This window comes from Puia sp. (genome assembly GCF_036500295.1).
Classification (GTDB): domain Bacteria; phylum Bacteroidota; class Bacteroidia; order Chitinophagales; family Chitinophagaceae; genus Puia.
Window position 1 is genome coordinate 55,995 of the sequence record NZ_DASYCH010000070.1, and the last position, 25,148, is coordinate 81,142.

Sequence of the window (25,148 nt, forward strand, 5' to 3'; positions counted from 1 at the left end):
AAAGTACGTCATTTTCGACTCCCAAAGAGGATGGCGACATAGGCGTTGAAGAAGAACTGGTGCTGCTTTACCAGGTAGACGATCGGTATCTTGCTGAAGTAGTATTCCTCGGTCAGGCCGACCTCGACGGCCGAAACGGTCTGGTTCAGCCGGCCATAGTCGAACCGCATAGCCTGCCGGGCGTTGGCCGCCGGTTTGATGGAGAGGTTGCCCCAGCCGACCGTAAAACCCGAGGCGCCGGTGATGACATCGCCCTCGGTGGTATCGACGGCCATCTCGGCATAGGTCTTTCGGGTGGTGGCTCCCGTAATCTGGTTCTGAACATCGAGGAAATAGGGTTTTAGCATCCCGATGGTAACCCCGCCGGAATAGAGAAACGACACCCTGACCCCGTTGCGGTTGCCTTTTCCCCCGATCAGATGCTCCTGGCCGACCGCCATTTTGAACTCATAGAGGTTATTCAGCTTGTATGGCACCACGGAAGAGAAATTGATCCCATCCGAGGTAGCGGAGATATGATGCTCCTTGGGGTCTTTCTTTTCGTTGAGCTCGAATTGGAACAGCAGCGTGCGGGTAGGCGATTTGAACTTCCCTTTCTCGAAGTTGATGCCATAGCCGTCGGAGGAGAGCCGGATCCCGAAGATATTATGCTTATTGAAGATAAGATCTCCTTCCTCTTCCATTCGTAGCAGGTTGTTCATCCGGTCGCGCTTGGAGTTCTGCCTGTTGCGTTTCGACACCATGTTGACGCTGTCCGTGTTTTGGGCAAAAAGCTGCAACACAAGGGTCGAGACAAGAATGGTCAGGAAAAATTGCTTCACTGCTAACGATTTAGTTTAACTGGCGTAAATTTAGGCAAAATTTATTGTCCAATGACGTCAACAGTTATTTACGAAGGAGATTTACGAACGGTTGCCCAACACCTGCAATCCGGGACAGAAATAGAGACCGATGCACCCACCGATAATCAGGGGAAGGGCGAACGCTTCTCCCCTACCGACCTGGTAGCCACCGCCCTTGGCGCTTGCATGGCCACGACGATGGGTATCAAGGCCCGCGATCTGCAGGTCGACCTCCGCGGGATGAAGCTGTCCATCCAGAAGATCATGAAGCCCGATCCCCGGCGCATTGCCGGCGTCAATGTCATTTTTGATTTTCCCGCCACGCTGGTGGTCGATGAAAAGCAAAAGACCATTCTCGAGCGGACGGCGCATACCTGTCCGGTTATGTACAGCATCCATCCCGATCTGGAAGTGAAGATCGAATTCAACTGGAAAAGCGTGGTGCCGGCCTAGGCGCGGATCGCGTCATGCCGCAATTGCTGGCGGCAATCTCCCGCCGCAACCTCAGGCAGCAACCTCAGGCAGCAACCTCAGGCAGCGATATTCAACAGCGCCCGGCCGATCGCGCAGTCCAGGCATCGCCGGGCGTTGCAATATTCCTTTTTCAGCTCGAGCATTCCCTGTGATGCCGCCGCATCTCCGGCCACCACCCCGCTTGCGGCCCAGCTCCTGATCACGTGGTTTTGTTCGCCCGGCAGTTCCTCCAGCCAGGCCAGGGCTTTCTCTTTTTGTCCGTAGGCGAACAGCAGCGGAACAAAGGCGTTTATCACGATCCCCCGCCGCATCCCGATCCCCAGGCCCTTTGGCCCGGCCAGCGCCCCGACTGCCACCTCCGCCGATGTCGCCTCCCGGATGATCCCGAACCAGCCTTTCCCTTCCTTTTGCAGGGCCGCCAGCTGCACCAGCCGGGTTACCGGGGAATGTCCCGGCCGCATCCGCAGGAACGATACCGGCAGCCGGATGGGCTGCAATCCATATTTCGATCGCCAGAACTCATATTCCCGGTGCAACCCATGTCCTGCCTGCAGGAGACCGGCCTGCCCCAGCAGAAGGGCTTCCAGGGTCGACGCGTACAGCCGGTGCCGTTTTAACAGCCGCAGCGGCAGGCTCCGCGCCACCGCCTCGAAAACGGCGGCATTCACCGGCAACCCCATGCTTCGCGCCATCATCCACCAGGTCGTTTCTTCCCAGTCCTGGCGGTTCTGGTCCAGCCAGCTCCCCACGATAACGGCCCGTCGCTGCAGCCGGCGGAGTGTCAGCTTCCGGGTCCAGTCCCGCCAGGCATCGGCGGTCAGCGCCGGCAATTGCCGTTCGCAGGGCACGAAACCGGTCTGGCGCATCCAGTGTTCATAGCGGCCAAGCAGCGGCTTGGATACCCGGTCGTGCAATACCAGGATCGGGATATCGGCCGGTGGTCCGGGGGTATCGTTCTCCCAGACCACATGCAGGATCACCTCGCGGTAATGGGCATCACCGGTATGGCCATGACGCAGCCAGTCGGAGCTGCGGATATGCAGCTCCACGGGTCCGACAAAGGTCACCTCCCCGATGCGCAGCCGCGCCGCCCGGAAATCAGGTCCCTGATCGGTATTCGGTTGGCCCGGGAACACGATGTGCAACGGCCGGCCGTCTTCGGTTACCAGTCCCTGTTGGTTGAAATGGCGGTATCGCCAGATGTAATGTAATAACTCTTCCCGCATCCTCGTCCTCCTCTTCGGAGCCGCAATCAGCTAGCTCCACTCCCGGAACGCGCACGGCGTTCCGGACATCACCGGGAAATGGCGTGGCCGATTTTTAGCCTTCGGTCCGCCATTTCCGCAGGGCCTGTACAACCCGGCTCACCGGCAGGCCCATGACATTATAAAAATCTCCTTCTATTCCTTTTATCCCCACCACCCCGATCCATTCCTGGATCGCATAGGCGCCGGCCTTGTCATAGGGTTTGTATCTGTCGACATAGGATTCCAGCTCGGCGGTCGTCAGGGGATGGAACCAGACCGCGGTTATGTCGGCAAAGGCCTGTTCCTGGTCGTCCCGCAACAATACCACGCCTGTGATCACCTCATGGCGCTGGCCCGCGAGTCGCGAGAGGATGTTCACCGCATCGGCCCGGTCCCTGGGTTTGCCGATGATCTCGCTGCCGAGGACTACGACCGTGTCCGCCGCGATGACCACCCGGCCCGGGCCGATATCGGCTTTTACCGCCAATGCCTTGTTCCGCGCGATATGCACGGGAACATCGATGGTCGCCATGCCCGCCGGCCAGTTCTCCGGGGTATCTTTTACCCGAACTTCAAAATCCACCTCGGCCCATTCCAGCAGTTGTTTGCGCCGGGGCGAACCGGATGCCAAAACGATACGTTCCATACAGTATTGCGCATTTAGATCAGGAGCATCGAACAGATACCGGTCAGCATGACTCCTTTAATGACATTGCTCAGCAGATGATATTGCTGTTTTCCCTGGGCCTCGTACAGTTTGCGCAGCAGCCAGACGCAAGGCAGGTCGATCAGCAGAACGCTATAGAGGATCAGCTGCCACCATATTTTTTGCAAGACATAGAATTGAAAGATGACCAGCGCGCCGATCAGCACTACCAGCCAGGTGCCTGCAAACACTTTGGCAACATTGACGCCCCAGACGATGGGCATGGTCCGGCAGCCATACTTCGCATCTCCATCCATATCTTCGATATCTTTTACCACCTCCCGGACCAGGGAGATGATGAAGGCAAACGAACCATAGACGATCGCGAACTTGAAGATGCGCGACGTGACCTCGCGGTAGGTGGGATCGGTGGTGATCCTCGCCTCGCAGACGAACAACACCAGGATGACCCAGGCCGTCAGCAGCGAGATGATGATATTGCCGATCAGCAGCTTCCTTTTGAAGGTCGTGCTGTAAAACCAAAGCAGGCCGACACAGCCCAGGTTGGCCGCGGCGATGATCGGGTTACGCAGCCGCCAGCTTACATAAAAGCTCAGCAGGATACCCATGCCCGAAAGGATCCAGTGCCAGAGGATCGTCCACCGGCGTTTGATCACTTTCTCCACCACCATCCGCTTTGGCTTGTTGACCCGGTCGATATTCAGATCGAAATAATCGTTTATCGCATAACCTGCCGCGGCGATGAGCACGGAAGAGGCCGACAGCAGATAGAACAGCAGCGGCTCCAGTTTCGGCACCGGCATCGGCACCGCGACATACCGGATGGCAAAGCTGGGCAGCAGGATGAAATGATAGAACAACAGCTGGGTTAGGAAGATGAACACCAGGTTTGGCCAGCGGATCAGGCGAAAAAACGATCTAATCAATTGCGACATACCAAATCTATTTTGAGGCTACGGATTGATCCAGGTCCCATTGACCATTTAATTTCAATACCTTTTCGACGACATCGCGCACGCATCCCTGGCCTCCGCCAAACGATGAGATATACGCGGCGATATGCCGGATCTCCGGCGCCGCATCCGACGGCGCACAGGCGAGCCCCACGTGTTGCATCGCGGCGTAATCGGGGATATCGTCCCCCATATACAACATATCCTGTTCGTCGAGTCCGTGTTCCCGGGCATAGCGGTCAAGCAGTTGGACCTTGTCGTGAACGTTTAAAAAGATATCCTGGATACCCAGGTATTGCAGCCGCTGCCGCACGCCTTCCGAAGATCCGCCCGAGATCACGAGCACGCGGTAGCCCTTCCGGACGGCCAACTGCAGGGAATACCCGTCCCGGGTGCTCATCCGGCGCACCTGCTCCCCCGTCTCAAAAACCTGTACGCTGCCGTCGGTCATCACTCCATCTACGTCGAATACGAATGTCCTGATCGATTTGAATTTTTCCAATACGCTCATGAGTCTGTTGATTTACTGGGCGAGCAAAAATACCCTAATTTATCTAACCGTAGTACTCTCTTATCTGGTCGGAGAACTGCCGGTATAAGACACTCATATTATGATAATTGCTAAGAATATCCAGGTGGCGCTCCATTGTTTGCCGGTCGTCCCGGATGGCCGGTCCGGTCTGTACCTCCCGCGGTGGATATTGCTGCATCCGCTGGGCCGTCTCTGCGATGATCGGCAGGAGCAGGTGGAAATCGATCTGCTCCTGTTGGCAGAAATCGGCGGCGAGGGTATAGAGGTAGTTGGTGAAATTGTTGGCGAAGGTTGCCGCCACATGCAATTTTATCCGCAGGGCGTCATCGGCATGCTGCACCTGCCGGGCGATGGTCCGGGCAAAGGCGTCGATCGCCGTTTCGTCTTCCGGGTGGCGGGCATCGATCAACAGCGGAAACTCCGGGAAGGGCCGGATCTCTTTGCGCAGGCTTTGCAGGGGATACAGGACGCCATGGCGGGGGCTCACCTTCTCCAGGGCGGCAAGCGGCGCCGCTCCCGCGGTATGGACGACGAGCCGTCCCGGCAGCGACAACACTCCGGGTAAGTCCACCAGTGCGCGGTCGCTGATCGATACGATATAAATATCGGCCCCGGGGTCTACGGCTTCCCACCGGGTTGTATATCCGCAGCCCCATTCAGCCGCAAGCGCAGCCGCGGCGGCTTCCCGTCGCGCCACCACCTGCAGCAGCTCATGCCCCGCGACGGCGATCCTGCTACCCATCACGGTGGCTACATTTCCCGAACCGATGATAACTACTTTCATCTTTGTAATTTTACGGCGTCATGAAGATATCGCAAAAACTTGCACTTCGATATACACGCGCCAGGATAAACATTCTTTCCCTTGCCGCTCCCCGCAAAGCCGCGATCAAGGCTTTCCGGCTTTTTTGTACGCCCCAGCAGCGGGTCACCAAAAAGGGTTCGGCCTTCTTTGAAAAGGGCGAGCCGCTTTCTTTCCGCTATGCCGGTCACAGCGTTCGCGGTCGTCGGTGGCTGCCTGCGGAACTGCCCCGGAAGAGAGTACTCATTGCCCATGGCTTCGAGTCCGCCTCCCGCAACTTCGACGCGTATATCGCGGCCCTGGTGGAGAAGGGATACGAAGTCGTCGCCTTTGACGCCCCGGCCCATGGCCGTTCCGGCGGCCGCCGCATCCTGCTGACCGACTATGTCGGCGTCCTGCGGAAGATCGAACAAAGTTACGGCCCCTTTCATTCCTATCTGGGCCATTCGCTCGGCGGGCTTGCGCTGGGGCTTTTTCTCGAGAACACCCCGCACAACCGGGTCACGCGTCTGGTGCTGATCGCGCCTGCCGTCGAAACGATCATCGCCGTCGATACCTTCGCCCGCCGCATGCAGCTGTCGCCCCAGCTGGTCAGGGAAATGGATGACTATGTCCAGGAGACCAGCGGCCATCATTTCGACTGGTTCTCTCTTCGCCGGGCGCTTCACCAGGTGCATGCGACCACGCTTTATCTGCAGGACGATGAGGACAGGATCACCCCTGTAAAGGATGCCATGCTGGTCAGGGATGATGCCCACTCCAATGTAAAATTCATCTTTACCAACGGGCTGGGTCACCGGAAGATCTATAAGGATGCCGAAGTCATGGGGCGGATCGTTGCGTTTCTTTAGCGGCGCGCCATCGGCCTAGCTGTTCTTTCCTTCCACCATCGGCACGAAGGAGAAATTGTCAAACACTTCCTGCGTCGTGCTGCCATCCGCCTGGCGGGTCAGCCGCAACATCCGCTGCACCTGTCCCTCGCCTACCGGGATGACCATCAGCCCGCCGGGTTTCAGCTGCTCGACCAGCTTTGGCGGGATGAACGGCGCGGCGGCGGTGACGATCACCTTGTCGAAAGGCGCATAGGTGGGTAACCCTTCGAACCCGTCGCCATAGAAGAATTTCAGCGCGGGGTATTTCTTCAGATAGGGGAACAGCTTGTTGCTGTCGAATAATTTTCTCTGCCGTTCGATCGTGAACACCTGTGCCTTCATCTCGGCCAGGACGGAGGCCTGATAGGCGCTGCCCGTGCCGATCTCCAACACCTTGTCAAAGGGTTTCACCTCGAGCAGCTGGGTCTGGTAGGCGACGGTATAGGGTTGGGAGATGGTCTGCTCCTGGCCGATCGGAAACGCGCGGTCCTCGTAAGCGATCTTGTCAAAGGCCGAATCCATGAAAAAATGCCTGGGGATATGCAGGATGGCGTCCAGCACCCGTTCGTCGGTAATGCCTTTCTGCCGGACGATATCCACGAGCTGCCTGCGCAACCCCTTATGGCGGTAACTGTCTTCGAATGTTCTCATAAACGGGTGCAATTTAATCCCTATATTCGAACCTCGCGAAACGGACTTTGTCCGTTTCGTCCGCGGAGCGGACAGATATAATGAAAATTTCGGGAAAAAATTATCTTTCCGCAATTTTTTCCCGAAATACAAAATTCGAATGTAAAATGAAATTTAAAACAGGTAGCCAACTGGCCTTCATGATGTTCGTCGAATACTTCATCTGGGGGGCCTGGTATGTCACGATGGGCACTTATATGGGCGAGCACCTGCATTCCTCCGGTAGCTGGATCGGCAAGGCGTATAGCGCACTGGCCGTCGCGACCATTGTCTCCCCTTTCTTTGTCGGCCTGATCGCCGATCGTTATTTCCCCGCGCAGCGGGTAATGGGCGTCCTCCACCTCGCCGGCGGCGGGCTGCTCTTTATCGTGCCCATGATCGGAAGCGATCCGTTATTTGCCGTGGCGATCCTGCTCTATTCGCTCCTGTATATGCCGACCATCGCGCTTTCCAACAGCGTCGCCTTCGGCCAGATGACCGATCCGGGAAAACAGTTCCCCTGGATCCGTGTTTTCGGTACCCTGGGGTGGATCGTCGCGGGGGTCATCATCGGCAGCTATAAGCTCGAACCGACGGCCACGACCTTCCGGGTCGCCGCCTCCGCCTCCGTCCTGCTCGGCCTCCTTAGTTTTGTCCTGCCCAATACGCCGCCGAAAGGGAAGGAATCCCAGGCTCCCGGAACAGAGGCATTCGTTCTCTTTAAAAGCAAGCCCTATCTCATCTTCTTTATCGCCGCCATCCTGGTCTGCATCCCGCTGAGCTTCTATTACGGTTTTGCCAATCCTTTTCTCAATGAGCTGGGCATGGACAATGCCGCTACAAAGATGACGCTCGGCCAGTTCTCGGAGGGGCTCTTCATCATCGCCATACCTTTCCTTTTCAACCGCATCGGGGTCAAGAACATGATCCTGATGGGGATGGTAGCCTGGATCCTCCGCTACATTTGCTTTGCCTACGGCGGTCTCGGCGACAAGACGTGGATGCTCTATGCGGGCATCCTCCTCCACGGGGTCTGCTACGACTTTTTCTTCGTGACGGGTTACATGTACACCGAGAAAAAGGCGGGTGCAAAGATCAAGAACGCCGCACAGCAGCTCTTCACCCTGGCCACCTATGGTGTCGGGATGTTTGCCGGCACCTGGTTCTCCGGAGTGGTTGTGGACTCGTACGTCGTCAAAGGTGGCGCCGTTGCCCATGACTGGAAGGGCATCTGGCTGGTGCCGGCCTATATCGCCGCCGCCGTGCTTGTCTACTTTATTTTGTTCTTCCGTGAAAAAAAACAATTGACTGTAAACCAATAAATCATTCGTTATGGTAAAGATCGCTATGCTCGGTTCCGGTTTTATCGCCCGTTTCTATGCCGAATCCATTCTTGGCCAGCGGAGCCGCGATTCCATCGTCTCAGTCTACTCCCGCCGGAAGGAAAGCGCGGAAAAATTTGCCAAAGATTACAAATGCAACCATTGGACCACCGAGATGGAAGAGGCTATTGCCCGGCCGGAAGTAAACCTCGTCTGTATCTCCCTGCCCAATAACCTCCACGAGATCGCCGTCCTCCTCTGCTGCAAGCACAAGAAGGCCGTAATGACCACCAAGCCCCTCGGCCGCAACGCCACCGAAGCGCGCCGCATGCTGGAAGCAGTGGAAGATGCGGGGATCCTCAACGCCTATCTCGAAGACCTCGTCTATACCCCGAAATTCCTGAAGGCCCACCAAAGCGTGGCCAATGGCGCGCTTGGCCGCATCCTCTGGGCTAAGTCCCGCGAGACCCACCCTGGCCCGCACAGCGAATGGTTCTGGGATATCGAACAGGCGGGCGGCGGCTGTATCCTCGACCTGGGTTGTCATTGCGTGGAGATCGCCCGCAGCTTTATCGGTAAGGACATCAAACCCGTCGAAGTCATGTGCTGGGCCGATACCCAGGTGAAACCCATCGACGCCGAAGACCATGCCATCGGGATGGTGAAATATGAGAACGGGGCCATCGGCCAGTTCGAGGTCAGCTGGACCTTCCGCGGCGGGATGGATCTGCGGGATGAGGTCATGGGAACCGAAGGGACGATCTTTATCAACAATTTCCTGCGCACGGGGCTGGAGATGTTCACCACCGGTAAGGGCGCCGACTATGTCGCGGAGAAAGCGGAGAGCAACACCGGCTGGCTCTTCCCCGTCGGCGACGAAGTGAACGATCTTGGCTACAACCATATGTTCACCGATGTCTTCAACGCCCTCGAAAAAGGCGCCGCGCCAAAAGAAACCTTCTACGACGGATATGTGGTCAACGCCATCCTGGACGCAGCCTATCGTTCGGCGAAGACAAAGCTGTGGGAACCCGTCAAGCTCGACATCTGGCGTGGCAGGATCGGGGTCACCAAGGACAGCCATCTCATCGAATACGACGCGGCCCATTATCTCGTAAAAGAGGAGGTGACGCACTATGGCGCCAAAAAAGTGATCCTGAAAGACAAGACCACCGGGAAGATCACGGAAAAAGTGCTCAGCTGATGGGGCGATGGCTGCTGCTGACGTCAGCGGTCCTGTTCGTTCTGGGATACGCCATCAGCCGGGATATCCGCTTTGAAAAAGCCTATGCCGGGGATCTGCGCAACCGGGTGACGGGTTCGAGGATCGTGAAGGATGGCGGCTCGCCCTATTTCTACAAATGGAGCGCGGCGGATGGGCTGCGCTATTACGATCCGCAGAATTTCGATGACTGGCGGCCATCGCATATGACGTCTACCCCGGTGATGTACCGGCTGCTGTCGCCGCTGGTCGAGATGCCCCAGGCCACCATCTCCCGGTGCTGGCTGGTGCTGGAATACCTGATGTTTGCGGGGATTGCGCTCTGGGCCTTTCTCCGGGCCGTTACGCCGCTTCAACGACAGGCCGTGCTGCTGGTGTTCGGACTGGTGCTGCTGACCAATGGCTGGAAGCAGCATGTGGCTAATGGGCAAACCTATCTCTGTATCCCGCTGTTCGCGATGCTTTTTTTTGCTTTCTGGGAGAAGAATGGGCATCCGGCCCGGGATCTGGCCGCCGGGGTTGCCGCCGCCTGTCTTGTCGGGATCAGACCGAACACTGCGTTGTTTTTCGTTGGTTTTTTGTTTTTGATCCCGTTTTATCCCCGCCGCCGGCTTCTGTGGTTTTGTCTCCCCGCGGTGCTGTTGGCCGGCTGGACGCTTTTCAGTTCGCATGAGCGTGGTCTGTGGCAGGACTATTTCCACAATGTGGCCGAGGCGACGAAGATCAATCAAAAACTGCATCCCGATATCGTGCACAATGTGGCCGACCCGCATTACCGCAAATGGGAAGGCATCGATACGGTCGAAACGACCCGCTATATGGACCATCCTCCGGCCCCGATCTATTCGGAGAATGGGAATTTCTTTGTTCTTTTCAACGGCATTTTTCATACGGTGCTTTCCGTAACGGCCATGGGTGTACTGGCGCTTGGCGCGATCGGTATCGTTGTTCTTTTGTTCTTTCTTCGTCTTCGTGGCCAGCCTTCCGATAAACCGGATCTTGCCGGGGCGGCCCTGCTCGGGGTTTGCCTGTTCATGATCGCCGATCTGGCCTCCCCGATCTATCGCCATCAGTACTACACCGTTCAATGGATATTCCCGCTGCTGCTGGCGGCTACGGAGTTTACCCCGGGGCGGAAGTGGATCTATGTCCTGCTGCTGGTGGGATTACTGCTCAATTGTATCCATTTGCCCTTTGTGAAGATGGGTCAAACCATCGGCGAATATGGACTTTTACTCGGGTTTTTGGGGATGGCGCTGACCCCGCGCGGCTTTCGGGATTTGGGGTAAAAGTATTGCACATTGGGTGGAAAACATAAACCCCGTTTTTTCCCTGGCTATGTTATTTTTGAGTTAGCTCTTCACCGAAAGAGGTCCACCTCCTCCGAAAGAGTCCCCTGCCGCCAAAGGTATTGCCGGAACTGTCCCCGAACCATTGAGGTTATCATTCATTCATCTGCAATCTATTAAGTAAAATGGAGAACGGAAACGAGGTCTTATTGAAAGAAAATAAAGATCGGTTTGTCATCCTGCCGATCAACTACCCAAAAGTGTGGGAGATGTATAAGAAGCATGAGGCTTCCTTTTGGACGGCGGAGGAGATCGACCTCGGGGGTGACCTCCAGGACTGGGGCAAATTAAACGATGGCGAACGGCATTTTATTTCCCACGTTCTTGCTTTTTTTGCCGCCAGCGACGGCATCGTCAATGAGAACCTGGCCGTCAACTTCATGAGCGAGGTGCAGCTGCCCGAAGCCCGTTGCTTCTACGGCTTCCAGATCATGATGGAGAATATCCACTCGGAGACCTACGCCCTGCTCATCGACACTTACATCAAAGATCCTCAGGAAAAATACCGGCTCTTCCATGCCATCGACACGGTTCCCGCCGTGCAGAAGAAAGCGCAGTGGGCTCTTCGCTGGATCCAGAACGGCAGTTTCGCCGAGCGGCTGGTTGCCTTCGCGGCCGTGGAAGGTATCTTCTTCAGCGGCAGCTTCTGCTCTATCTTCTGGATGAAGAAAAGAGGCCTGATGCCCGGGCTCACCTTCAGCAACGAGCTGATCAGCCGCGACGAAGGCCTGCATTGCGAATTCGCCTGCCTGCTCTACAGCATGCTGGAGAACAAGCTCCCCCAGGAACACGTGCATTCCATTATCGGCGACGCCGTCAACATCGAGAAAGAGTTTATCACCGAAGCGCTCCCCGTCGATCTTATCGGGATGAATGCCCGGCTCATGCAGCAATACATCGAGTTCGTGGCGGATCGCTGGCTGGACCAGCTGGGCTACACCAAGCTCTTCAATACCACCAACCCCTTCGACTTCATGGAAATGATCTCGTTGCAGGGCAAGACCAACTTCTTCGAGAAGCGCGTCGGCGACTATCAGAAGTCAGGGGTCATGTCCGGCAAGGAAGCGCAGACCTTCAGCCTCGAAGAAGATTTTTAGATTACCCATTAAATCTACATATATATGTTCGTCATCAAAAGAAACGGCAAGAGTGAGTCCGTGAAGTTCGACAAGATCACGGCCCGGATCGAAAAACTCTGCTACGGTCTCGACCGTCGCTTCGTCAACTCCGCAGAGGTTGCCAAGAAGGTCATTGAAGGACTCTATGACGGGGTCACCACTACCGAACTGGATAACCTGGCCGCCGAAACCGCCGCTTCGCTCACCGTAAAGCACCCGGATTACGCCCTGCTGGCCAGCCGCATCGCGGTAAGTAATCTGCACAAGAACACGATCAAGAGCTTCTCCGACACGATGAAGCTGTTATTCGAATGCCGCGACAGCAAGACCGGCAAGCTGGTCCCCCTGCTCTCCGATGAGGTCTGGCAGATCGTCAGCGACAATGCCGAGCTCCTGGATTCCACCATCATTTACGACCGGGACTACGGCTTCGACTACTTCGGCTTCAAGACCCTGGAGAAATCTTATCTCCTGAAGGTCGACGGCAAGGTCGTCGAGCGTCCCCAGCATATGTATATGCGCGTAGCCATCGGTATCCATCAGAGCGATATCGACGCGGCCATCAAGACCTACCATCTGATGAGCGAACGCTGGTTCACGCATGCCACCCCCACCCTCTTCAACGCCGGAACGCCGAAGCCGCAAATGAGCAGCTGTTTCCTGCTGACGATGAAGGACGACAGCATCGACGGCATCTACGACACGCTGAAGCAAACGGCCAAGATATCCCAGAGCGCGGGTGGTATCGGCCTCTCCATCCATAATATCCGGGCCACGGGTTCCTATATCGGCGGCACCAACGGCACGAGTAACGGGATCATCCCGATGCTGCGAGTCTTCAACGACACGGCCCGCTATGTGGATCAGGGCGGCGGCAAACGCAAGGGCGCCTTTGCGATCTATCTCGAACCCTGGCATGCGGATGTATTCGCATTCCTCGACCTCCGCAAGAACCACGGCAAGGATGAGCTTCGCGCCCGCGACCTCTTCTACGCCCTGTGGATACCCGACCTGTTTATGCAGCGCGTTGAATCGGGCGGCGAATGGAGCCTGTTCTGCCCCCATGAAGCACCGGGTCTTCACGAGACCTGGGGTGCGGATTTTGAAGCACTGTATGCCCAGTACGAGGCCGAAGGCCGTGCCCGCCGTACGGTAAAGGCGCAGGACCTGTGGTTCGCCATCCTCGATGCGCAGATAGAGACCGGGACGCCATACCTCCTGTACAAGGATTCCGCCAACCGCAAGAGCAACCAGCAGAATCTCGGCACGATCAAGAGCAGCAACCTCTGCACCGAGATCATCGAATACACTTCTCCCGACGAGATCGCGGTTTGTAACCTCGCGTCGCTGGCGCTGCCCCGCTTTGTGATCAACGGGCAGTTCGATCACCAGACGCTTTATGACGTAACTTACGAGGTGACGAAGAATCTGAACAAGATCATCGACAATAACTATTACCCTGTCGAAGAGGCCCGTAACTCCAACCTGCGTCACCGGCCGATCGGTCTGGGCGTTCAGGGACTGGCCGATGCGTTCATCCTGCTCCGGCTTCCGTTTGAAAGCGACAAAGCCAAGCAGCTGAACAAGGAGATCTTCGAGACCATCTACTTCGCCGCGATGACTGCGTCGAAGGACCTGGCGAAGATCGAGGGACCTTACTCCAGCTTTGCCGGCTCACCGGCTTCGAAGGGGCAGTTCCAGTTCGATCTCTGGGACGTCGAGCCCACGCTTCGCTGGGATTGGTACCGGCTGAAGGATGAGGTTATCAAGCACGGGGTGCGCAACTCCCTGCTGGTCGCTCCGATGCCCACGGCGTCGACGTCGCAGATCCTCGGCAACAACGAGTGCTTCGAGCCTTACACGTCGAACATCTATGTCCGCCGGGTACTCAGCGGGGAATTTGTGGTGGTGAACAAGCATCTGTTGAAGGACCTGGTCGAGCTGAACCTGTGGAACGACGAGATGAAGAGTAAGATCATCTTCAACAACGGCTCGATCCAGGCCATCGATGAGATCCCGCAGCATCTGAAGGAGATCTATAAGACGGTGTGGGAGATCAAGCAACGCAATATCATCGATATGGCTGCCGACCGCGGCGCCTATATCTGCCAGTCGCAGTCGCTCAATCTATTCATCGATTCGCCTTCGGCCAATAAACTCACTTCCATGCATTTCTATGGCTGGAAGAAGGGGCTGAAGACGGGGATGTATTACCTGCGCACGCAGGCCGCTTCGCAAGCTGTTCAGTTCACGGTCGAACGCCAGGGCGGCAAGATGATCGAGCCGCTGGCCAACCCCGCTGCCATCCAGGTTGCTTCCGCCGACGCCGGCGAAGACATGGTGGGTGCGACCTGCACGATGCAGGAAGGTTGTGTGACCTGTTCCGCATAAATAATAACACCTAGGCCCCGCCTTTCGGTGGGGCCTAGGTATTTTTACTATTGCAAGTGCGGTGTTTTGTGCCTACATTAGCTTCAATCTGTAACCCTCTAAAAACTTACCGTTATGTTCACACGTACCAACCTCCTCAGCGCAAGCCTTTTCGTTTTAGTCGCAATCATTCAAATGGCCTTCTAGCCAAGCCACCTTTACTTCAGCTGCATATCTTTTATGATGCCTTCTATCCGCGTGGATAGTTCAGCGTTTACCTTGTCGTACTCGCCTGCGGATGCAAGCTGTGTATGCACGCTGAAATAGAATTTGATCTTGGGTTCCGTCCCCGAAGGACGGGCAGAGATCTTGCTGCCATCAGCCAAGATGAATTGCAGGACATTCGACTTCGGCAGTTGAATGGCCCAGGTATCGCCTTTCTGTAAATTCCGGCCCTTCTGCAGCTGGTAGTCGAGCAACTGCGTCACGGGCGATCCGTTGATCGTGGCCGGAGGATTATTGCGATAGACGCTCATCATGTCTGCGATCTCCTTCTGTCCGTTCATGCCCTTCCTGGTAATGGAGATGAGATGCTCCTTGTAGAATCCGTATTCGACGTACAGATCGATCAGCTTTTCGTAGAGGCTGCGGCCCTTGTCTTTTTCATAGGCTGCCATCTCGCAAAGCAGGGCGACGGCGCTTACCGCATCCTTGTCCCTGATCTGGCTGCCGATCATCAGGCCATAGCTTTCCTCTCCGCCGATGATATAGTTCTTTTTGCCTTCTTTTTCCTTGATCAGTTCGGCGATATACTTGAATCCTGTGAGCACATTGTAGCACTCGATCTCGTTGTGCGCGGCGATCTCATCGATCAGGTTGGTCGTCACGATCGTCTTGACCACCATATCGGCGGGGGTGGAGATCCCCTTGGCCTTGCGTGCCTCGATCATATAATTGAACGCCAGGACAGCCGTCTGGTTCCCGTTGAGCAAGACCCATTGTCCTTTTCTGTCCTTCACCCCGATGCCCACGCGGTCGGCGTCCGGATCGGTCCCGAGGAGGATGTCGGCGTCGATCTGCCGCGCCTTCCGTAATCCGATGCTCATCGCTTCGCTCTCTTCGGGGTTGGGATAGATCACGGTCGGGAAATTTCCGTCCGGGGTAGCCTGTTCATCCACTACGTGTACATTGGTAAAGCCAAACCGCTGGAGCACTTCGGGCACGAGTTTGATCCCCGTCCCGTGGATGGGGGTATAGACGATCCGTAGATTATGCTGACGTTCAATGACTTCGGGATAAACAGAAAGATTGCGGACCATGGCGATGTAGGCCTCGTCCAGTTCTTTGCCGATCATCGTGATGTTGGACTCGCCCCCACCCCATTTTACGCTATCCACGCCGGCGATCTTCTCTACTTCTCTGATGACGTTTCCGTCGTGGGGCGGCACCAGCTGGCCGCCATCGTCCCAGTAGGCTTTATATCCGTTGTATTCTTTGGGGTTATGGGAGGCGGTGCAGACCACTCCGCCCTGGCAATGCAGGTGCCGGATGGCAAAACTCAGCTCCGGCGTGGGGCGGAGCGACTGGAAGAGAAAAACCTTTATTCCGTTGGCTGCAAATACGTTAGCCGTGGTTTCCGCAAAAAAACGGCTGTTGTTCCGGCTGTCATGGGCAATGGCGACCCGTACTTCCTGATTGGGAAAAGAGGCCTTCAGGTAGTTGGCATATCCCTGTGTGGCCATCCCGAGGGTATATTTGTTCATCCGGTTGGTGCCGACGCCCATGATCCCTCTTAACCCCCCCGTCCCAAATTCCAGGCTGCGATAAAAGCTATCCATCAGTTCGGTCGGGTTCTCATTTTGCAGCCGGGTGATCTCATCTTTGGTTGCCTGATCATAATTTCCCGTTAGCCAGGCATTCACTTTTTCCTGTATTGCAGCGTCCATATATCGTTAATTTATATTGGGTTCCGAAGATCGGGTATCTTGCGAAGAATAACAAATCTTGGGGAATACTATGAAATTATTTGCGAAAATAGTACATTTGCCTTCGGCCCCAGACTCCCGGCCTGTCCTCCTCAAATCCATTGAAATCCCGCGCCGGTAAGAATATAACTTACCCTTCACAGTATCAGGTGAAAAATTTGCTGTTATTTATCGGTACCGTCTGAATTCGAAAACGCCTCTTAACCGGAACATGGATATGTATTTGCTACTTCGTAATAACAAGCAAAGCGGCCCATACTCGCTCGATGAATTGAAGAGCATGGGGCTTAAAGCCTACGATCTCGTATGGTTGGAAGGGAAAAGTGCAGCATGGAGGTATCCCGGTGAGTTAGAAGAGCTTAGTTCCTTTGCGCCGCCTGTCGAAGAACAACCTTTCGACCGGTTTTACAAAAAGCCCGCTGCTTCCGCAAACGCCGGCGTACCTGTCAACGCCGCTGTCGAATCCACGGTTTCCACGACAACATCGCTTCCGCCTATCGTTCCGGCAGCAACGCCTGCCGCCGCGAGTCCGCAATACGCCGGTGAACCCTCTGCGGTGCCCGGCAAACGCATTATTTATGTGACCATGCCCGCGGGCCGGACGTCATCGCCTAGCCGCGAGACGCCACGCGAGGTGGCCAATGATCAGCGGCTCAACGGCGCGCCGGTTAGGGAGACGCCGAAGGAGCCCGTTCGCCCGGTAACTGTGGCCGGCGCCCCGGATCCCGAGCATGTCGCTTATGCTTCGGGCGTCACGCACGCCGGCGCTGCCACGCCTGCCGGCGCTGCGGTTCATGCCAGGCCTGCCGCTGAGGATTATTCTTCACAACTGCCTTCACTCGAAGAACAACTTGAGGCGGTTTCTCCACGGTCGAGATCCATGCGTTCTAAGCGGATCCTGCGGCCCCTCGGCATCGGCCTCGTGATCCTGGCCCTGCTGGCCGCCGGTATCTTTATCGGCATTTCCCTCGCCAAAGACAATCCTGCCCTTCAGCAAAAGATCGCGTCGAAAAACGCGGCGCAGAATACGGCTCAACCCATCATTCATCCCGCTTCGCAGCAGCTGCCGGCTGCCGCGACGATCCCGGCTTCACCAGCCGGTGTCACCGGAGAAGCGAAGGATTCGGTAGCTGAAATTGTTGAGCAACCGGTGACGACGGTTCCGCCTGTCACGAAGCCTACCCATCCGGCGACTTCGAAGCAAAGACCCGCCACACCGAAGAAAGGAGTGATACCTCCGCCCGTTACGAAGGATTCCGCTGCCGGCGCGAATTCGGCGCTACACCGGGAGGCGGTTCATCGTGCGGATATTATCGAAACGAAGTCGGAGAACAAGGTCGACAAACCCGCCAGGACACCTATCGCCAGCCAGGTATCCGTCGGAGCCAATGGCTATGCCGTGGGGACCTTTGGCGGGATCAACGACCTGCAGTTGACCGTTACTAACCGGAGCGTATATCCGCTGGACCTGGTTGTAGTGGAAGTCCAGTACATCCAGGCAAACAAAAAGGTTTACAAGACAGAGAACCTATACTTCCGCAACATCGGCGCAGGGTCCGCCCTCATGCAGGAGGCGCCCAAAAGCACCCGCGGGATAAAAGTCCAGTATAAGATCACGACTATCAGCTCAAAAGACCTGGGCTTGTCTTATTCTGGGATCTAATTTTTGGCCATCGGCCGGGCTGCCCTTGGTGGCTCCTGTAACCTTCTCATTAACAAAAAGGTAAACAAGTATTTCCTACATTCTTCTTCATTTGGCACAGTAGTTGAAAATACCCTGTGCGATCTTGCCCTCTGTCACCACTCTTTTCGATCTCTTAATTGGAAGCCTGTCATAGTAGTCAAAGGATTTTTTCAAAAAATTTGGAATCGGTATGAGAAACGCGATGGTGCAACTTTGCCTTGTGATAATAGGTATCTCTAGTATCCATGCTGTCAAACTATTACAAACTTCTTCCTTCCACGTTCGGACGTATCCCCTGGACGCCGCCGACAGGGTCTGGGCCGTTCAGGGACGGGACTCGGTAGAGATGATGAATATCAACGGGGAATACATTCTCCGGTCGATCAACCCGGGTCACTGGCTCATCTCCGTAGAGGCGAATGAGCCTTATCGGAACGCCCGATTCGATGTCAGCGACGTAAAGCCCGGCATGGATGTAGATCTCGGCGAGATCCGTTTAGGAAGATAATCCCGCAGTTGCCAGAAAAGTTTAATACCAGGGGTTTAGCAGTCGGTTAACAAAACGGGTTACCTTGCGGTCCATATGAAAAAGATCCTCCTTTTCGGGGCCGGCAAGTCCGCTACCAGCCTGATCCGCTATCTGCTTGGCGTCACCGCTACCCGGGGCTGGCAGCTGGTCGTGGCCGAAAGCAACCTCCCCCTGGCGGAATCGAAGATCGCCGGCCATCCCCAGGCGCGGGCAGTGGCGCTGGATGTCACCCGGGAAGAAGATCGCGATGCGCTTGTCGCCGGCGCCGATCTCGTCATCTCCCTCCTGCCGCCGGCCCTTCACTATGGGGTGGCGCTGTCCTGTCTGGCAAACGGCAAGCACCTGCTTACGGCTTCCTATCTCGATGACTCCATCCGCGCGCTCGAAGACTCCATCCGGGAGAAAGGGTTGTTCTTTCTTTGTGAGATGGGATTGGACCCGGGGATCGACCATATGAGCGCCCTGCAGTTCATCCGGGAGATCGAGGGCACCGGCGGCCGGATCCATTCTTTTCGTTCTCATACGGGCGGCCTTGTCGCACCCGAAAGCGATGACAATCCCTGGCACTATAAGATATCCTGGAATCCCCGGAATGTCGTCCTGGCCGGATCTGCCGGCGCCCGTTACCGGGAAAACGGTATGATAGTGGTAAAGGATCATAGCCGGCTTTTCGAGGAGCCGGGGCGAGTCACGATGCCGGGTATCGGTGAGCTGGCCTGGTATCCCAACCGCGACAGCCTTTCTTATATTCCCTTATATGGCCTTGAGCCGGCGGCAACCTTTATCCGGACGACCCTGCGCTACCCCGATTTTTGCCGGGGCTGGGCGCCCATCGTTCGGGCCGGGCTCACCGACGATAAGACGCCCGTCGACACCGATAATCTCAGCTATGCCGTTTGGTCGGCGCCCCTCCTGTCCTTTGTCGATGCCTCGATCCGCGGGCAACTAGAATACCTGGGCTGCTTCGATCCCGACCTCGTTCCGGCGGCTGCCCTCAGCTCCGCCGATATCCTCCAGCATTTGCTGGAAACGCGGCTCGCGATGCAACCCGCCGACAAGGATATGATCGTGATGATCCACGAGCTCGGCTTTGTGCGGGAAGGCAAAGAACATGTTGCCACCAGCACGCTGGTCGTAAAGGGCGAGGATCATTTGCACACGGCCATGGCCCGTACCGTCGGCCTGCCGCTTGGCATCGCGGCTGTACTGGTGCTGGAACAAAAGATCACGTTGCGGGGATTGCATATCCCGATCGTCCCGGCCATCTACGAGCCGGTGATGCAGGAGCTGGAACGCCAGGGCATTTGCTTCAATTCACTTCAATATTGAGAGCACTCAGGATCTTGTAATTGATGTCGCGGAAAAAGATCTTGTACTTTCCCTTTCGCAGGTAGAGCAGATAGCGCTTGTGGCCTAACCCATCGCTTCCGCCCGGTGTATAGGTCTGATCGGCCGGCACGAGCTGCCAGGGTGTGTTGTCGTTGTTGTCGATCTCCTGTTGATAATAGGCTTGTACGAGGAAGACTGCGGTGGAGGGCGATTTGACATAGGTAGGCTGCCGCGTGCCTCCCAGGCTCAGCCAGGTGGGCCGTCCATCCAGCCATTGGGTCGGCGGGTGGATGACGCATAGATCATAGAGGTCCTTATCGGTGATGTTTACCGGGGTGTTGTTGACCAGGGCGATAGACGGCGTGCTCAGCTTGAATCTTGTCGTATAGGCCTGATAGATGACCCGGCCATAGCCAAAGCTGCTTTCTTCGGTCATGTCGATCTGATCGATGGTCAGCGGTTGGATACCGGAGAGGCGCCAGAAGGCGAGGGCCATGGGGATATGGCCGTCGGGCAGTTTTTTCTTGCTGATATGGGCATAGGAGGCATGGACGAGGATCTTTGCCGTGGAATCTTTGAGGAGGACGGCATTCAGGTTGGCTGCCTGCACCGAATCCCGCTGGTTGGCTGTGTGTGTGCCGGCTGCGGTGTCCTCATAGGACACCAATGTGTAGCCGAGCTCGATGGCTTTGCGCATCAGTTCCCCGCCGACGGGTTCACAGACATAATACCCCGAGTGCATCCCGACGCTGGAGAGCCGCTGATTGGAGAAATTATCCAGCATCTCCATCGCGAGATACCGGAAGCCCATCCGGTAGAAATCTTCGAGCAGGCTGAGGGTAAAGGCCCGATGCAAGGGTTTTGCAAAAGCCTCGTTGATCATTACCACCCGGCGGTCCTTCGCGGCAAGATGGATATACTTGCGGGCATCGACGTGCTCGATCTCGGGTAGATTGGCGGCTGTCTTATAGATCTTTTTGCGGGTGGCGTCATCGATGCTGTCATAGCTTCTCACCAGGTATTGCAGGGCTGTCCGGTAGTCCCCTGCAAAGGCGAAATACTGGCTCATCTCATCGAAGTATCCCTTGTCGGAATAGATCTTCCGGAATTTCTCTTCGTCTTTGAGCCCATGATACAGCGGGAACAGGTAGTGCAAATTGCCCTTGGGCGTCAGCGTCAGGATATTGAGCCGGGGGCTATAGCCCGTCGGGACATTCTGCCGGCAATACTCCTTCAGCTGTTGTACGGCTGCGGAGGTGTCGTTCTGGGCAAACGCGCTGCCGACGGAGAACAGTACAGCCGCTACCAGAAAGAATGGCCTTATCACTAATAATCGCTTATATCCGGTCATTTCGGCGCAAAGTAGTGCATTTTTGGGCTGGCGCCTCAGGCGAGTACGCGCTTTAGCTTATTTTTAAATTGGACGATCCTGACCCAGTAAATGATCCAGCAGGTCATCGTGGCCAGCCCGAGGCCGATTATCGTAAATCCGAAAATAGCGTAAAAATTATCTGAATTTGCCGGTGTGGGGTCAGCTGAAAGACTGGTCGCAAATACAATTGAACAGTGGGATCAGTTGAAGCCATACCAGCCCCGGGTGCATTCGGCGGTTTTCCGGGCGGATCATCGATAGGGTACTTTTCTGAGCGCTCATGAAAATCATGGCAAGGATGAGGAATGCTGCAAGGTAGAACAGCTGCAATCCGCTACTGGAAGAGGTAGTATCCACGGTTAGTAGGTTGGTTGGTCCAAATATAAGGATTACCCCGATCACCCCAACTCCCCAAGTCTTTTCTGAAGCTCCAGCACCCCAACGGACGCCGGCTGTTCGATGGCAACCAGGTTGCTCACGCCGGATGTATCGGGGATCTTCTTATCGACGATGAATTTCGGGATCCCCCGTCCGGCCACGCCTACCAGTCCCGCCGCCGGATATACTACCAGCGAGGTGCCCACGACGATAAAGATATCCGCGGCCTGGACCAGCGGGACGGCATGCCCGATCATCGGCACCGGCTCTTCGAACCAGACGATATTCGGCCGGAGCTGCGCTCCGTCCTCTGCCGTATGGCCCAGCAGGATATCTTCGCGGATGTCATATACGAGTCGTTCATCCCGTTCGCTACGCATCTTGAAGATCTCGCCGTGCAGATGCAGCACCCGGGTGCTGCCCGCGCGTTCATGGAGATCGTCGATATTCTGGGTGATGATCTGAACGTCGAAATCCTTCTCCAGTTGGGCCAGACCAAAATGTGCCGCGTTGGGCTTCGCTTTAAGGACATCCCTGCGCCGCATATTATAAAATTCCAGTACCAGTTTGGGGTCCCGCCGCCAGGCTCCCGGCGTTGCCACTTCCGTTACCTCATAGCCTTCCCACAGTCCGTCGGAATCGCGGAAGGTCTTCAGCCCGCTCTCGGCGCTGATGCCTGCTCCGGTGAGCACTACGATCTTTTTCTTCATGCGCACAAATTAATAAAACTCCCCACTTCCCAACGATCTGTTAAAACATTACTTCTCCTTCGCCAGTTCCATCACCACTGCCCACTCCTTGTCCGATACCGGCTGGACCGACAGGCGGCTGATCCTTACCAGCGCCATTTCCTTCAGGCGCTTATCCTCCTTGATCTGATCGAGACTAACGGGATGCTTTAACCGCTTGAAGGGTTTCAGGTCCACGGCGTCCCAACGATCGTCGTCCGTCGTGGGATCGTGATAGGCTTCCTTCGAGATCTTTGCAATGCCGACGATATCCATGCCTTCGTTGCTATGATAATATAGCACCTCATCGCCTTTTTTCATTGCCCGCAGATGAAGCCGGGCTGCGTAGTTCCGGACGCCCGTCCAGGCGGTTTCCTTGTCTTTTTCCAATTGGTCCCAGGGATAGACCGAGGGTTCTGATTTTACCAGCCAGTATGCCATACTCAAAAATAGATCATTTACGAGAAATCCGGGTTGCGGGCAGGCGCCAGGTTACCCACAAGTAATTGACTTTCAATAGGGGGTGCCTTTCTTGAAAAAAATCGCCTTTTTATAAATCCAAAGCGTACCGGGCTTCGTATGTATTCCTGAGGCCTGGTTTTAACCCTATTTAACGCTTGCGACAGGTTGTTTTAAGGGTCAAGACCATCCGGTTACTACTGTAATTTGGGTGGTCTTATTTTTTTGCCCTTACCTGTCAGCGGATAGTCCGGTTGCCGGCGGTTATTGATCGATACCTTGAAAAATTAGCAGTTGGCTAACACATCCGCGATGTGCATCGTGCGAATCGGATAGCCTTTGTGACGGATATACCCGTCCAGGTGCATCAGGCAGGAGAGATCGGTGGAAATGATATAGTCGGCGCCTGTCTGAAGCGCATTATTCACTTTCTGGTCGGCCATGGCGACAGAGATGGATTCGAATTTTACCGCAAAGCTGCCGCCAAATCCGCAACAGGTCTCCACATCATTCATTTCGAGCATTTCGAGGCCCTTCACCCGGGCCAGCAGTTTCCGCGGCTCTTCTTTTATCCGGCATTCCCGCAGACCGGCGCAGCTGTCGTGATAGGTGGCTTTCCCATACAGCGAAGCTCCGACATCTTCCACGCCCAGCACATTCACCATAAACGAAGAGAATTCGAAGATGCGTTTTTGCATATCCCGCACCTGGTTGTGGAGGGACGAGTTATTGAACAGCGTGCTGTAGTAATTGCGGACAAAGCCGACACAGCTGGCGCTGGGCGCCACGATATAGTCATGGCCGTCGAAATCCTTCAGGAATTTGGTACAGACCTCCCGTGCCTCGTCGCGGAAACCCGCATTAAAGGCCGGCTGGCCGCAGCAGGTTTGTTCCTCGTTATAGGCCACTTCGACGCCCGCTTTTTCCAGGACCTTCACCATATTGAAGGCGGTCTCCGGGTAAAGCTGGTCGACAAAACATGGTATGAATAGTTGTACCCTCACTGAAAGGTCTTTTTTACGGCGATCATTTTTAGCGCCGTGATCGCGGCTTCTTCTCCCTTGTGGCCGTGCTTGCCGCCGATGCGTTCGTCGGCCTGCTGCTGGTTGTCGACGGTCAATACGCCAAAGATCGTCGGAACGGGCAGCGTCAGGTTTAGTTGAAGCACCCCATCGGTGACGGCGCGGCATACATATTCAAAATGCGGGGTATCGCCTCTCAACACGCAACCCAGGGCTATAAAGGCCTGGGGCCGGTCGTCCCGGTATTTATGGATATCCCAATAGGCCCGGATGCCAAAGGGGATCTCGAATGCGCCCGGCACTTCGATGACCCGGCAGGTCGCCCCGGCCTTCTCCAGCGCGGCCTTGCAGCCTGCCTCCAGTGCGCCGACGATGGCGGCATTCCATTCCGTACGGATAATAACGACACAGGCACCCTCGATACCCGGGATGCCTGCGTTGGTGGCGAATAAGTTACTGTTTGTCACTTCAGCCATAAGGTCATGAATGTTTGTCCTTCTGACGAGCCCTTTCCAGGGGCTCTGGTTATTGAATCACACCCAGTCTCGCCAGGTATTTGTCGATATCGGCGCCACGCTGCGAGGTGGGATATTTGTCCTTGATCAACTTGTACATTGCGATCGCATCTTGCATCTTGCCCATGTTCTCGTACAGGTAGCCGCTGCGGAAAAGATATTCAGGAGAGAGAAGTTCATCCTGTTCGTAGTAGGTACCGGCTTTCTTGTACTGGTCGGCCGCTTCTTCCTTCTTGCCCTGTTCGGAATACGCATCGCCCAGCAAGCCCAGCGCCCGCTCCTGCAGTTGCTTTACCGGCGTGGAGAAGTCCTTCAGGTATTTCACGGCATTGTTGAAATCGCCGAGCTTCAGATAGCAGCTGCCTGCATAAAAGCCGGCCATACCGGCGGCCTTCGTGCCACTGTATCTGGACATGACCTTCAGGAAGCCGGCATTGATATTGTCGCCGTTGAGGGCAAGCCGGGCCGAATCTTCCCGGAAGTATTCCTCCGCCCGGAACATGGCTTCGGAAGCCTGTAGCTCTTTGGGTTCGCTGATGAAGTTGCGATAGGCGATAAAGCCTCCTATGATGACGATGACCACCAATAGTACATAGGAAGCCGTCTTCCCATATTTCTCCCAGGCGTTGTGGAACTGGGCAACCGGATTTTTTTCGTCCTCTAAATGAGCGGGGTGTTTGATCTCTGACATGGCTTATTTAATGAAAA

Annotated in this window: 24 protein-coding genes; 10 read left to right on the plus strand and 14 right to left on the minus strand. The window is 55.8% G+C overall.

Translation table 11 applies throughout. The annotated features are described in order from the left end of the window. Positions 1-8: 8 nt before the first annotated feature. Complete coding sequence (locus tag VGM48_RS14060) at positions 9-821, minus strand: hypothetical protein (RefSeq protein ID WP_331580125.1); 813 nt, start codon at positions 819-821, stop codon at positions 9-11. A gap of 51 nt (positions 822-872) precedes the next feature. On the opposite strand from VGM48_RS14060, the gene VGM48_RS14065 reads away from it, so the two are divergent. Then, positions 873-1,295 carry an OsmC family protein gene (locus VGM48_RS14065; protein WP_331580127.1) on the plus strand — a complete coding sequence of 141 codons (423 nt, stop codon included), beginning with the start codon at positions 873-875 and terminating at the stop codon, positions 1,293-1,295. A 77-nt stretch (positions 1,296-1,372) separates the two neighbouring features. On the opposite strand, the gene VGM48_RS14070 is transcribed toward VGM48_RS14065, so the two are convergent. From VGM48_RS14070 to VGM48_RS14090, 5 genes are all read right to left on the minus strand, one after another. After that, positions 1,373-2,542, minus strand: coding sequence for a DUF2851 family protein (locus tag VGM48_RS14070; RefSeq protein WP_331580129.1), 1,170 nt, complete (start codon positions 2,540-2,542; stop codon positions 1,373-1,375). A gap of 94 nt (positions 2,543-2,636) precedes the next feature. Beyond that, positions 2,637-3,209, minus strand: coding sequence for a Maf family protein (locus VGM48_RS14075; protein ID WP_331580131.1), 573 nt, complete (start codon positions 3,207-3,209; stop codon positions 2,637-2,639). A gap of 14 nt (positions 3,210-3,223) precedes the next feature. Beyond that, positions 3,224-4,165, minus strand: coding sequence for a geranylgeranylglycerol-phosphate geranylgeranyltransferase (locus tag VGM48_RS14080; RefSeq protein WP_331580133.1), 942 nt, complete (start codon positions 4,163-4,165; stop codon positions 3,224-3,226). 7 nt (positions 4,166-4,172) lie between these two features. Beyond that, positions 4,173-4,694, minus strand: a complete 522-nt coding sequence (locus VGM48_RS14085; protein WP_331580135.1) for a KdsC family phosphatase — start codon at positions 4,692-4,694, stop codon at positions 4,173-4,175. Between the two features lie 43 nt (positions 4,695-4,737). After that, the gene (locus tag VGM48_RS14090; RefSeq protein ID WP_331580137.1) at positions 4,738-5,499 is read right to left on the minus strand and encodes a DUF2520 domain-containing protein; all 762 of its coding nucleotides are present in this window, start codon (positions 5,497-5,499) and stop codon (positions 4,738-4,740) included. Between the two features lie 20 nt (positions 5,500-5,519). On the opposite strand from VGM48_RS14090, the gene VGM48_RS14095 reads away from it, so the two are divergent. After that, positions 5,520-6,368, plus strand: coding sequence for an alpha/beta hydrolase (locus VGM48_RS14095; RefSeq protein ID WP_331580139.1), 849 nt, complete (start codon positions 5,520-5,522; stop codon positions 6,366-6,368). 15 nt (positions 6,369-6,383) lie between these two features. On the opposite strand, the gene VGM48_RS14100 is transcribed toward VGM48_RS14095, so the two are convergent. Beyond that, the gene (locus tag VGM48_RS14100) at positions 6,384-7,040 is read right to left on the minus strand and encodes a protein-L-isoaspartate(D-aspartate) O-methyltransferase (RefSeq protein ID WP_331580141.1); all 657 of its coding nucleotides are present in this window, start codon (positions 7,038-7,040) and stop codon (positions 6,384-6,386) included. 146 nt (positions 7,041-7,186) lie between these two features. Between VGM48_RS14100 and VGM48_RS14105 the strand changes: the two genes are divergently transcribed. From VGM48_RS14105 to VGM48_RS14125, 5 genes are all read left to right on the plus strand, one after another. After that, a complete protein-coding gene (locus VGM48_RS14105) occupies positions 7,187-8,380 on the plus strand; it encodes a nucleoside permease (protein WP_331580143.1) in 1,194 nt (397 codons plus the stop codon). A 10-nt stretch (positions 8,381-8,390) separates the two neighbouring features. Next, the gene (locus VGM48_RS14110; protein ID WP_331580145.1) at positions 8,391-9,584 is read left to right on the plus strand and encodes a Gfo/Idh/MocA family oxidoreductase; all 1,194 of its coding nucleotides are present in this window, start codon (positions 8,391-8,393) and stop codon (positions 9,582-9,584) included. Further along, entirely contained in the window at positions 9,584-10,891 is a 1,308-nt protein-coding gene (locus VGM48_RS14115; protein ID WP_331580147.1) for a hypothetical protein, read from the plus strand. The genes VGM48_RS14110 and VGM48_RS14115 overlap by 1 nt, the downstream gene beginning before the upstream one ends. 185 nt (positions 10,892-11,076) lie before the next feature. Next, a complete protein-coding gene (locus tag VGM48_RS14120) occupies positions 11,077-12,048 on the plus strand; it encodes a ribonucleoside-diphosphate reductase small subunit (RefSeq protein WP_331580149.1) in 972 nt (323 codons plus the stop codon). Between the two features lie 24 nt (positions 12,049-12,072). Then, positions 12,073-14,460, plus strand: coding sequence for a ribonucleoside-diphosphate reductase subunit alpha (locus tag VGM48_RS14125; protein ID WP_331580150.1), 2,388 nt, complete (start codon positions 12,073-12,075; stop codon positions 14,458-14,460). A 197-nt stretch (positions 14,461-14,657) separates the two neighbouring features. Here VGM48_RS14125 and VGM48_RS14130 read toward each other — a convergent pair whose 3' ends face one another. Beyond that, complete coding sequence (locus tag VGM48_RS14130) at positions 14,658-16,385, minus strand: phospho-sugar mutase (RefSeq protein WP_331580152.1); 1,728 nt, start codon at positions 16,383-16,385, stop codon at positions 14,658-14,660. Between the two features lie 256 nt (positions 16,386-16,641). Between VGM48_RS14130 and VGM48_RS14135 the strand changes: the two genes are divergently transcribed. The 3 genes from VGM48_RS14135 (at position 16,642) to VGM48_RS14145 (ending at position 19,966) form a co-directional block, all read left to right on the plus strand. After that, positions 16,642-18,087 carry a hypothetical protein gene (locus VGM48_RS14135; protein ID WP_331580154.1) on the plus strand — a complete coding sequence of 482 codons (1,446 nt, stop codon included), beginning with the start codon at positions 16,642-16,644 and terminating at the stop codon, positions 18,085-18,087. Positions 18,088-18,298: 211 nt separating this feature from the next. Further along, positions 18,299-18,616: a hypothetical protein gene (locus VGM48_RS14140; protein WP_331580156.1), complete on the plus strand. Its 318-nt coding sequence runs from the start codon at positions 18,299-18,301 to the stop codon at positions 18,614-18,616. A gap of 75 nt (positions 18,617-18,691) precedes the next feature. After that, positions 18,692-19,966 carry a saccharopine dehydrogenase C-terminal domain-containing protein gene (locus tag VGM48_RS14145; RefSeq protein ID WP_331580158.1) on the plus strand — a complete coding sequence of 425 codons (1,275 nt, stop codon included), beginning with the start codon at positions 18,692-18,694 and terminating at the stop codon, positions 19,964-19,966. Here VGM48_RS14145 and VGM48_RS14150 read toward each other — a convergent pair. The 6 genes from VGM48_RS14150 to VGM48_RS14175 form a co-directional block, all read right to left on the minus strand. Next, entirely contained in the window at positions 19,947-21,293 is a 1,347-nt protein-coding gene (locus tag VGM48_RS14150; RefSeq protein WP_331580160.1) for a hypothetical protein, read from the minus strand. The two genes, VGM48_RS14145 and VGM48_RS14150, sit on opposite strands and share 20 nt — an antisense overlap. Before the next feature lie 443 nt (positions 21,294-21,736). Next, complete coding sequence (locus tag VGM48_RS14155) at positions 21,737-22,426, minus strand: NAD-dependent deacylase (RefSeq protein WP_331580162.1); 690 nt, start codon at positions 22,424-22,426, stop codon at positions 21,737-21,739. 48 nt (positions 22,427-22,474) lie between these two features. Further along, positions 22,475-22,885 carry an EVE domain-containing protein gene (locus tag VGM48_RS14160; protein ID WP_331580164.1) on the minus strand — a complete coding sequence of 137 codons (411 nt, stop codon included), beginning with the start codon at positions 22,883-22,885 and terminating at the stop codon, positions 22,475-22,477. A 305-nt stretch (positions 22,886-23,190) separates the two neighbouring features. After that, positions 23,191-23,907, minus strand: a complete 717-nt coding sequence (locus tag VGM48_RS14165) for a (Fe-S)-binding protein (RefSeq protein WP_331580166.1) — start codon at positions 23,905-23,907, stop codon at positions 23,191-23,193. Beyond that, positions 23,904-24,401 carry a 6,7-dimethyl-8-ribityllumazine synthase gene (gene ribH, locus VGM48_RS14170; RefSeq protein WP_331580168.1) on the minus strand — a complete coding sequence of 166 codons (498 nt, stop codon included), beginning with the start codon at positions 24,399-24,401 and terminating at the stop codon, positions 23,904-23,906. Before ribH ends, VGM48_RS14165 begins: the two co-directional genes overlap by 4 nt. A 49-nt stretch (positions 24,402-24,450) precedes the next feature. Next, complete coding sequence (locus VGM48_RS14175) at positions 24,451-25,131, minus strand: tetratricopeptide repeat protein (protein WP_331580170.1); 681 nt, start codon at positions 25,129-25,131, stop codon at positions 24,451-24,453. Positions 25,132-25,148 lie beyond the last annotated feature (17 nt).

What these genes read in the sequence shown, in the direction of transcription:
- VGM48_RS14065 (WP_331580127.1), top strand. Translation starts at nt 873, where the DNA reads ATGACGTCAACAGTTATTTACGAAGGAGATTTACGAACGGTTGCCCAA.
- VGM48_RS14070 (WP_331580129.1), bottom strand. Translation starts at nt 2,542, where the DNA reads ATGCGGGAAGAGTTATTACATTACATCTGGCGATACCGCCATTTCAAC.
- VGM48_RS14075 (WP_331580131.1), bottom strand. Translation starts at nt 3,209, where the DNA reads ATGGAACGTATCGTTTTGGCATCCGGTTCGCCCCGGCGCAAACAACTG.
- VGM48_RS14080 (WP_331580133.1), bottom strand. Translation starts at nt 4,165, where the DNA reads ATGTCGCAATTGATTAGATCGTTTTTTCGCCTGATCCGCTGGCCAAAC.
- VGM48_RS14085 (WP_331580135.1), bottom strand. Translation starts at nt 4,694, where the DNA reads ATGAGCGTATTGGAAAAATTCAAATCGATCAGGACATTCGTATTCGAC.
- VGM48_RS14090 (WP_331580137.1), bottom strand. Translation starts at nt 5,499, where the DNA reads ATGAAAGTAGTTATCATCGGTTCGGGAAATGTAGCCACCGTGATGGGT.
- VGM48_RS14095 (WP_331580139.1), top strand. Translation starts at nt 5,520, where the DNA reads ATGAAGATATCGCAAAAACTTGCACTTCGATATACACGCGCCAGGATA.
- VGM48_RS14100 (WP_331580141.1), bottom strand. Translation starts at nt 7,040, where the DNA reads ATGAGAACATTCGAAGACAGTTACCGCCATAAGGGGTTGCGCAGGCAG.
- VGM48_RS14105 (WP_331580143.1), top strand. Translation starts at nt 7,187, where the DNA reads ATGAAATTTAAAACAGGTAGCCAACTGGCCTTCATGATGTTCGTCGAA.
- VGM48_RS14110 (WP_331580145.1), top strand. Translation starts at nt 8,391, where the DNA reads ATGGTAAAGATCGCTATGCTCGGTTCCGGTTTTATCGCCCGTTTCTAT.
- VGM48_RS14115 (WP_331580147.1), top strand. Translation starts at nt 9,584, where the DNA reads ATGGGGCGATGGCTGCTGCTGACGTCAGCGGTCCTGTTCGTTCTGGGA.
- VGM48_RS14120 (WP_331580149.1), top strand. Translation starts at nt 11,077, where the DNA reads ATGGAGAACGGAAACGAGGTCTTATTGAAAGAAAATAAAGATCGGTTT.
- VGM48_RS14125 (WP_331580150.1), top strand. Translation starts at nt 12,073, where the DNA reads ATGTTCGTCATCAAAAGAAACGGCAAGAGTGAGTCCGTGAAGTTCGAC.
- VGM48_RS14130 (WP_331580152.1), bottom strand. Translation starts at nt 16,385, where the DNA reads ATGGACGCTGCAATACAGGAAAAAGTGAATGCCTGGCTAACGGGAAAT.
- VGM48_RS14135 (WP_331580154.1), top strand. Translation starts at nt 16,642, where the DNA reads ATGTATTTGCTACTTCGTAATAACAAGCAAAGCGGCCCATACTCGCTC.
- VGM48_RS14140 (WP_331580156.1), top strand. Translation starts at nt 18,299, where the DNA reads ATGAGAAACGCGATGGTGCAACTTTGCCTTGTGATAATAGGTATCTCT.
- VGM48_RS14145 (WP_331580158.1), top strand. Translation starts at nt 18,692, where the DNA reads ATGAAAAAGATCCTCCTTTTCGGGGCCGGCAAGTCCGCTACCAGCCTG.
- VGM48_RS14155 (WP_331580162.1), bottom strand. Translation starts at nt 22,426, where the DNA reads ATGAAGAAAAAGATCGTAGTGCTCACCGGAGCAGGCATCAGCGCCGAG.
- VGM48_RS14160 (WP_331580164.1), bottom strand. Translation starts at nt 22,885, where the DNA reads ATGGCATACTGGCTGGTAAAATCAGAACCCTCGGTCTATCCCTGGGAC.
- ribH (WP_331580168.1), bottom strand. Translation starts at nt 24,401, where the DNA reads ATGGCTGAAGTGACAAACAGTAACTTATTCGCCACCAACGCAGGCATC.
- VGM48_RS14175 (WP_331580170.1), bottom strand. Translation starts at nt 25,131, where the DNA reads ATGTCAGAGATCAAACACCCCGCTCATTTAGAGGACGAAAAAAATCCG.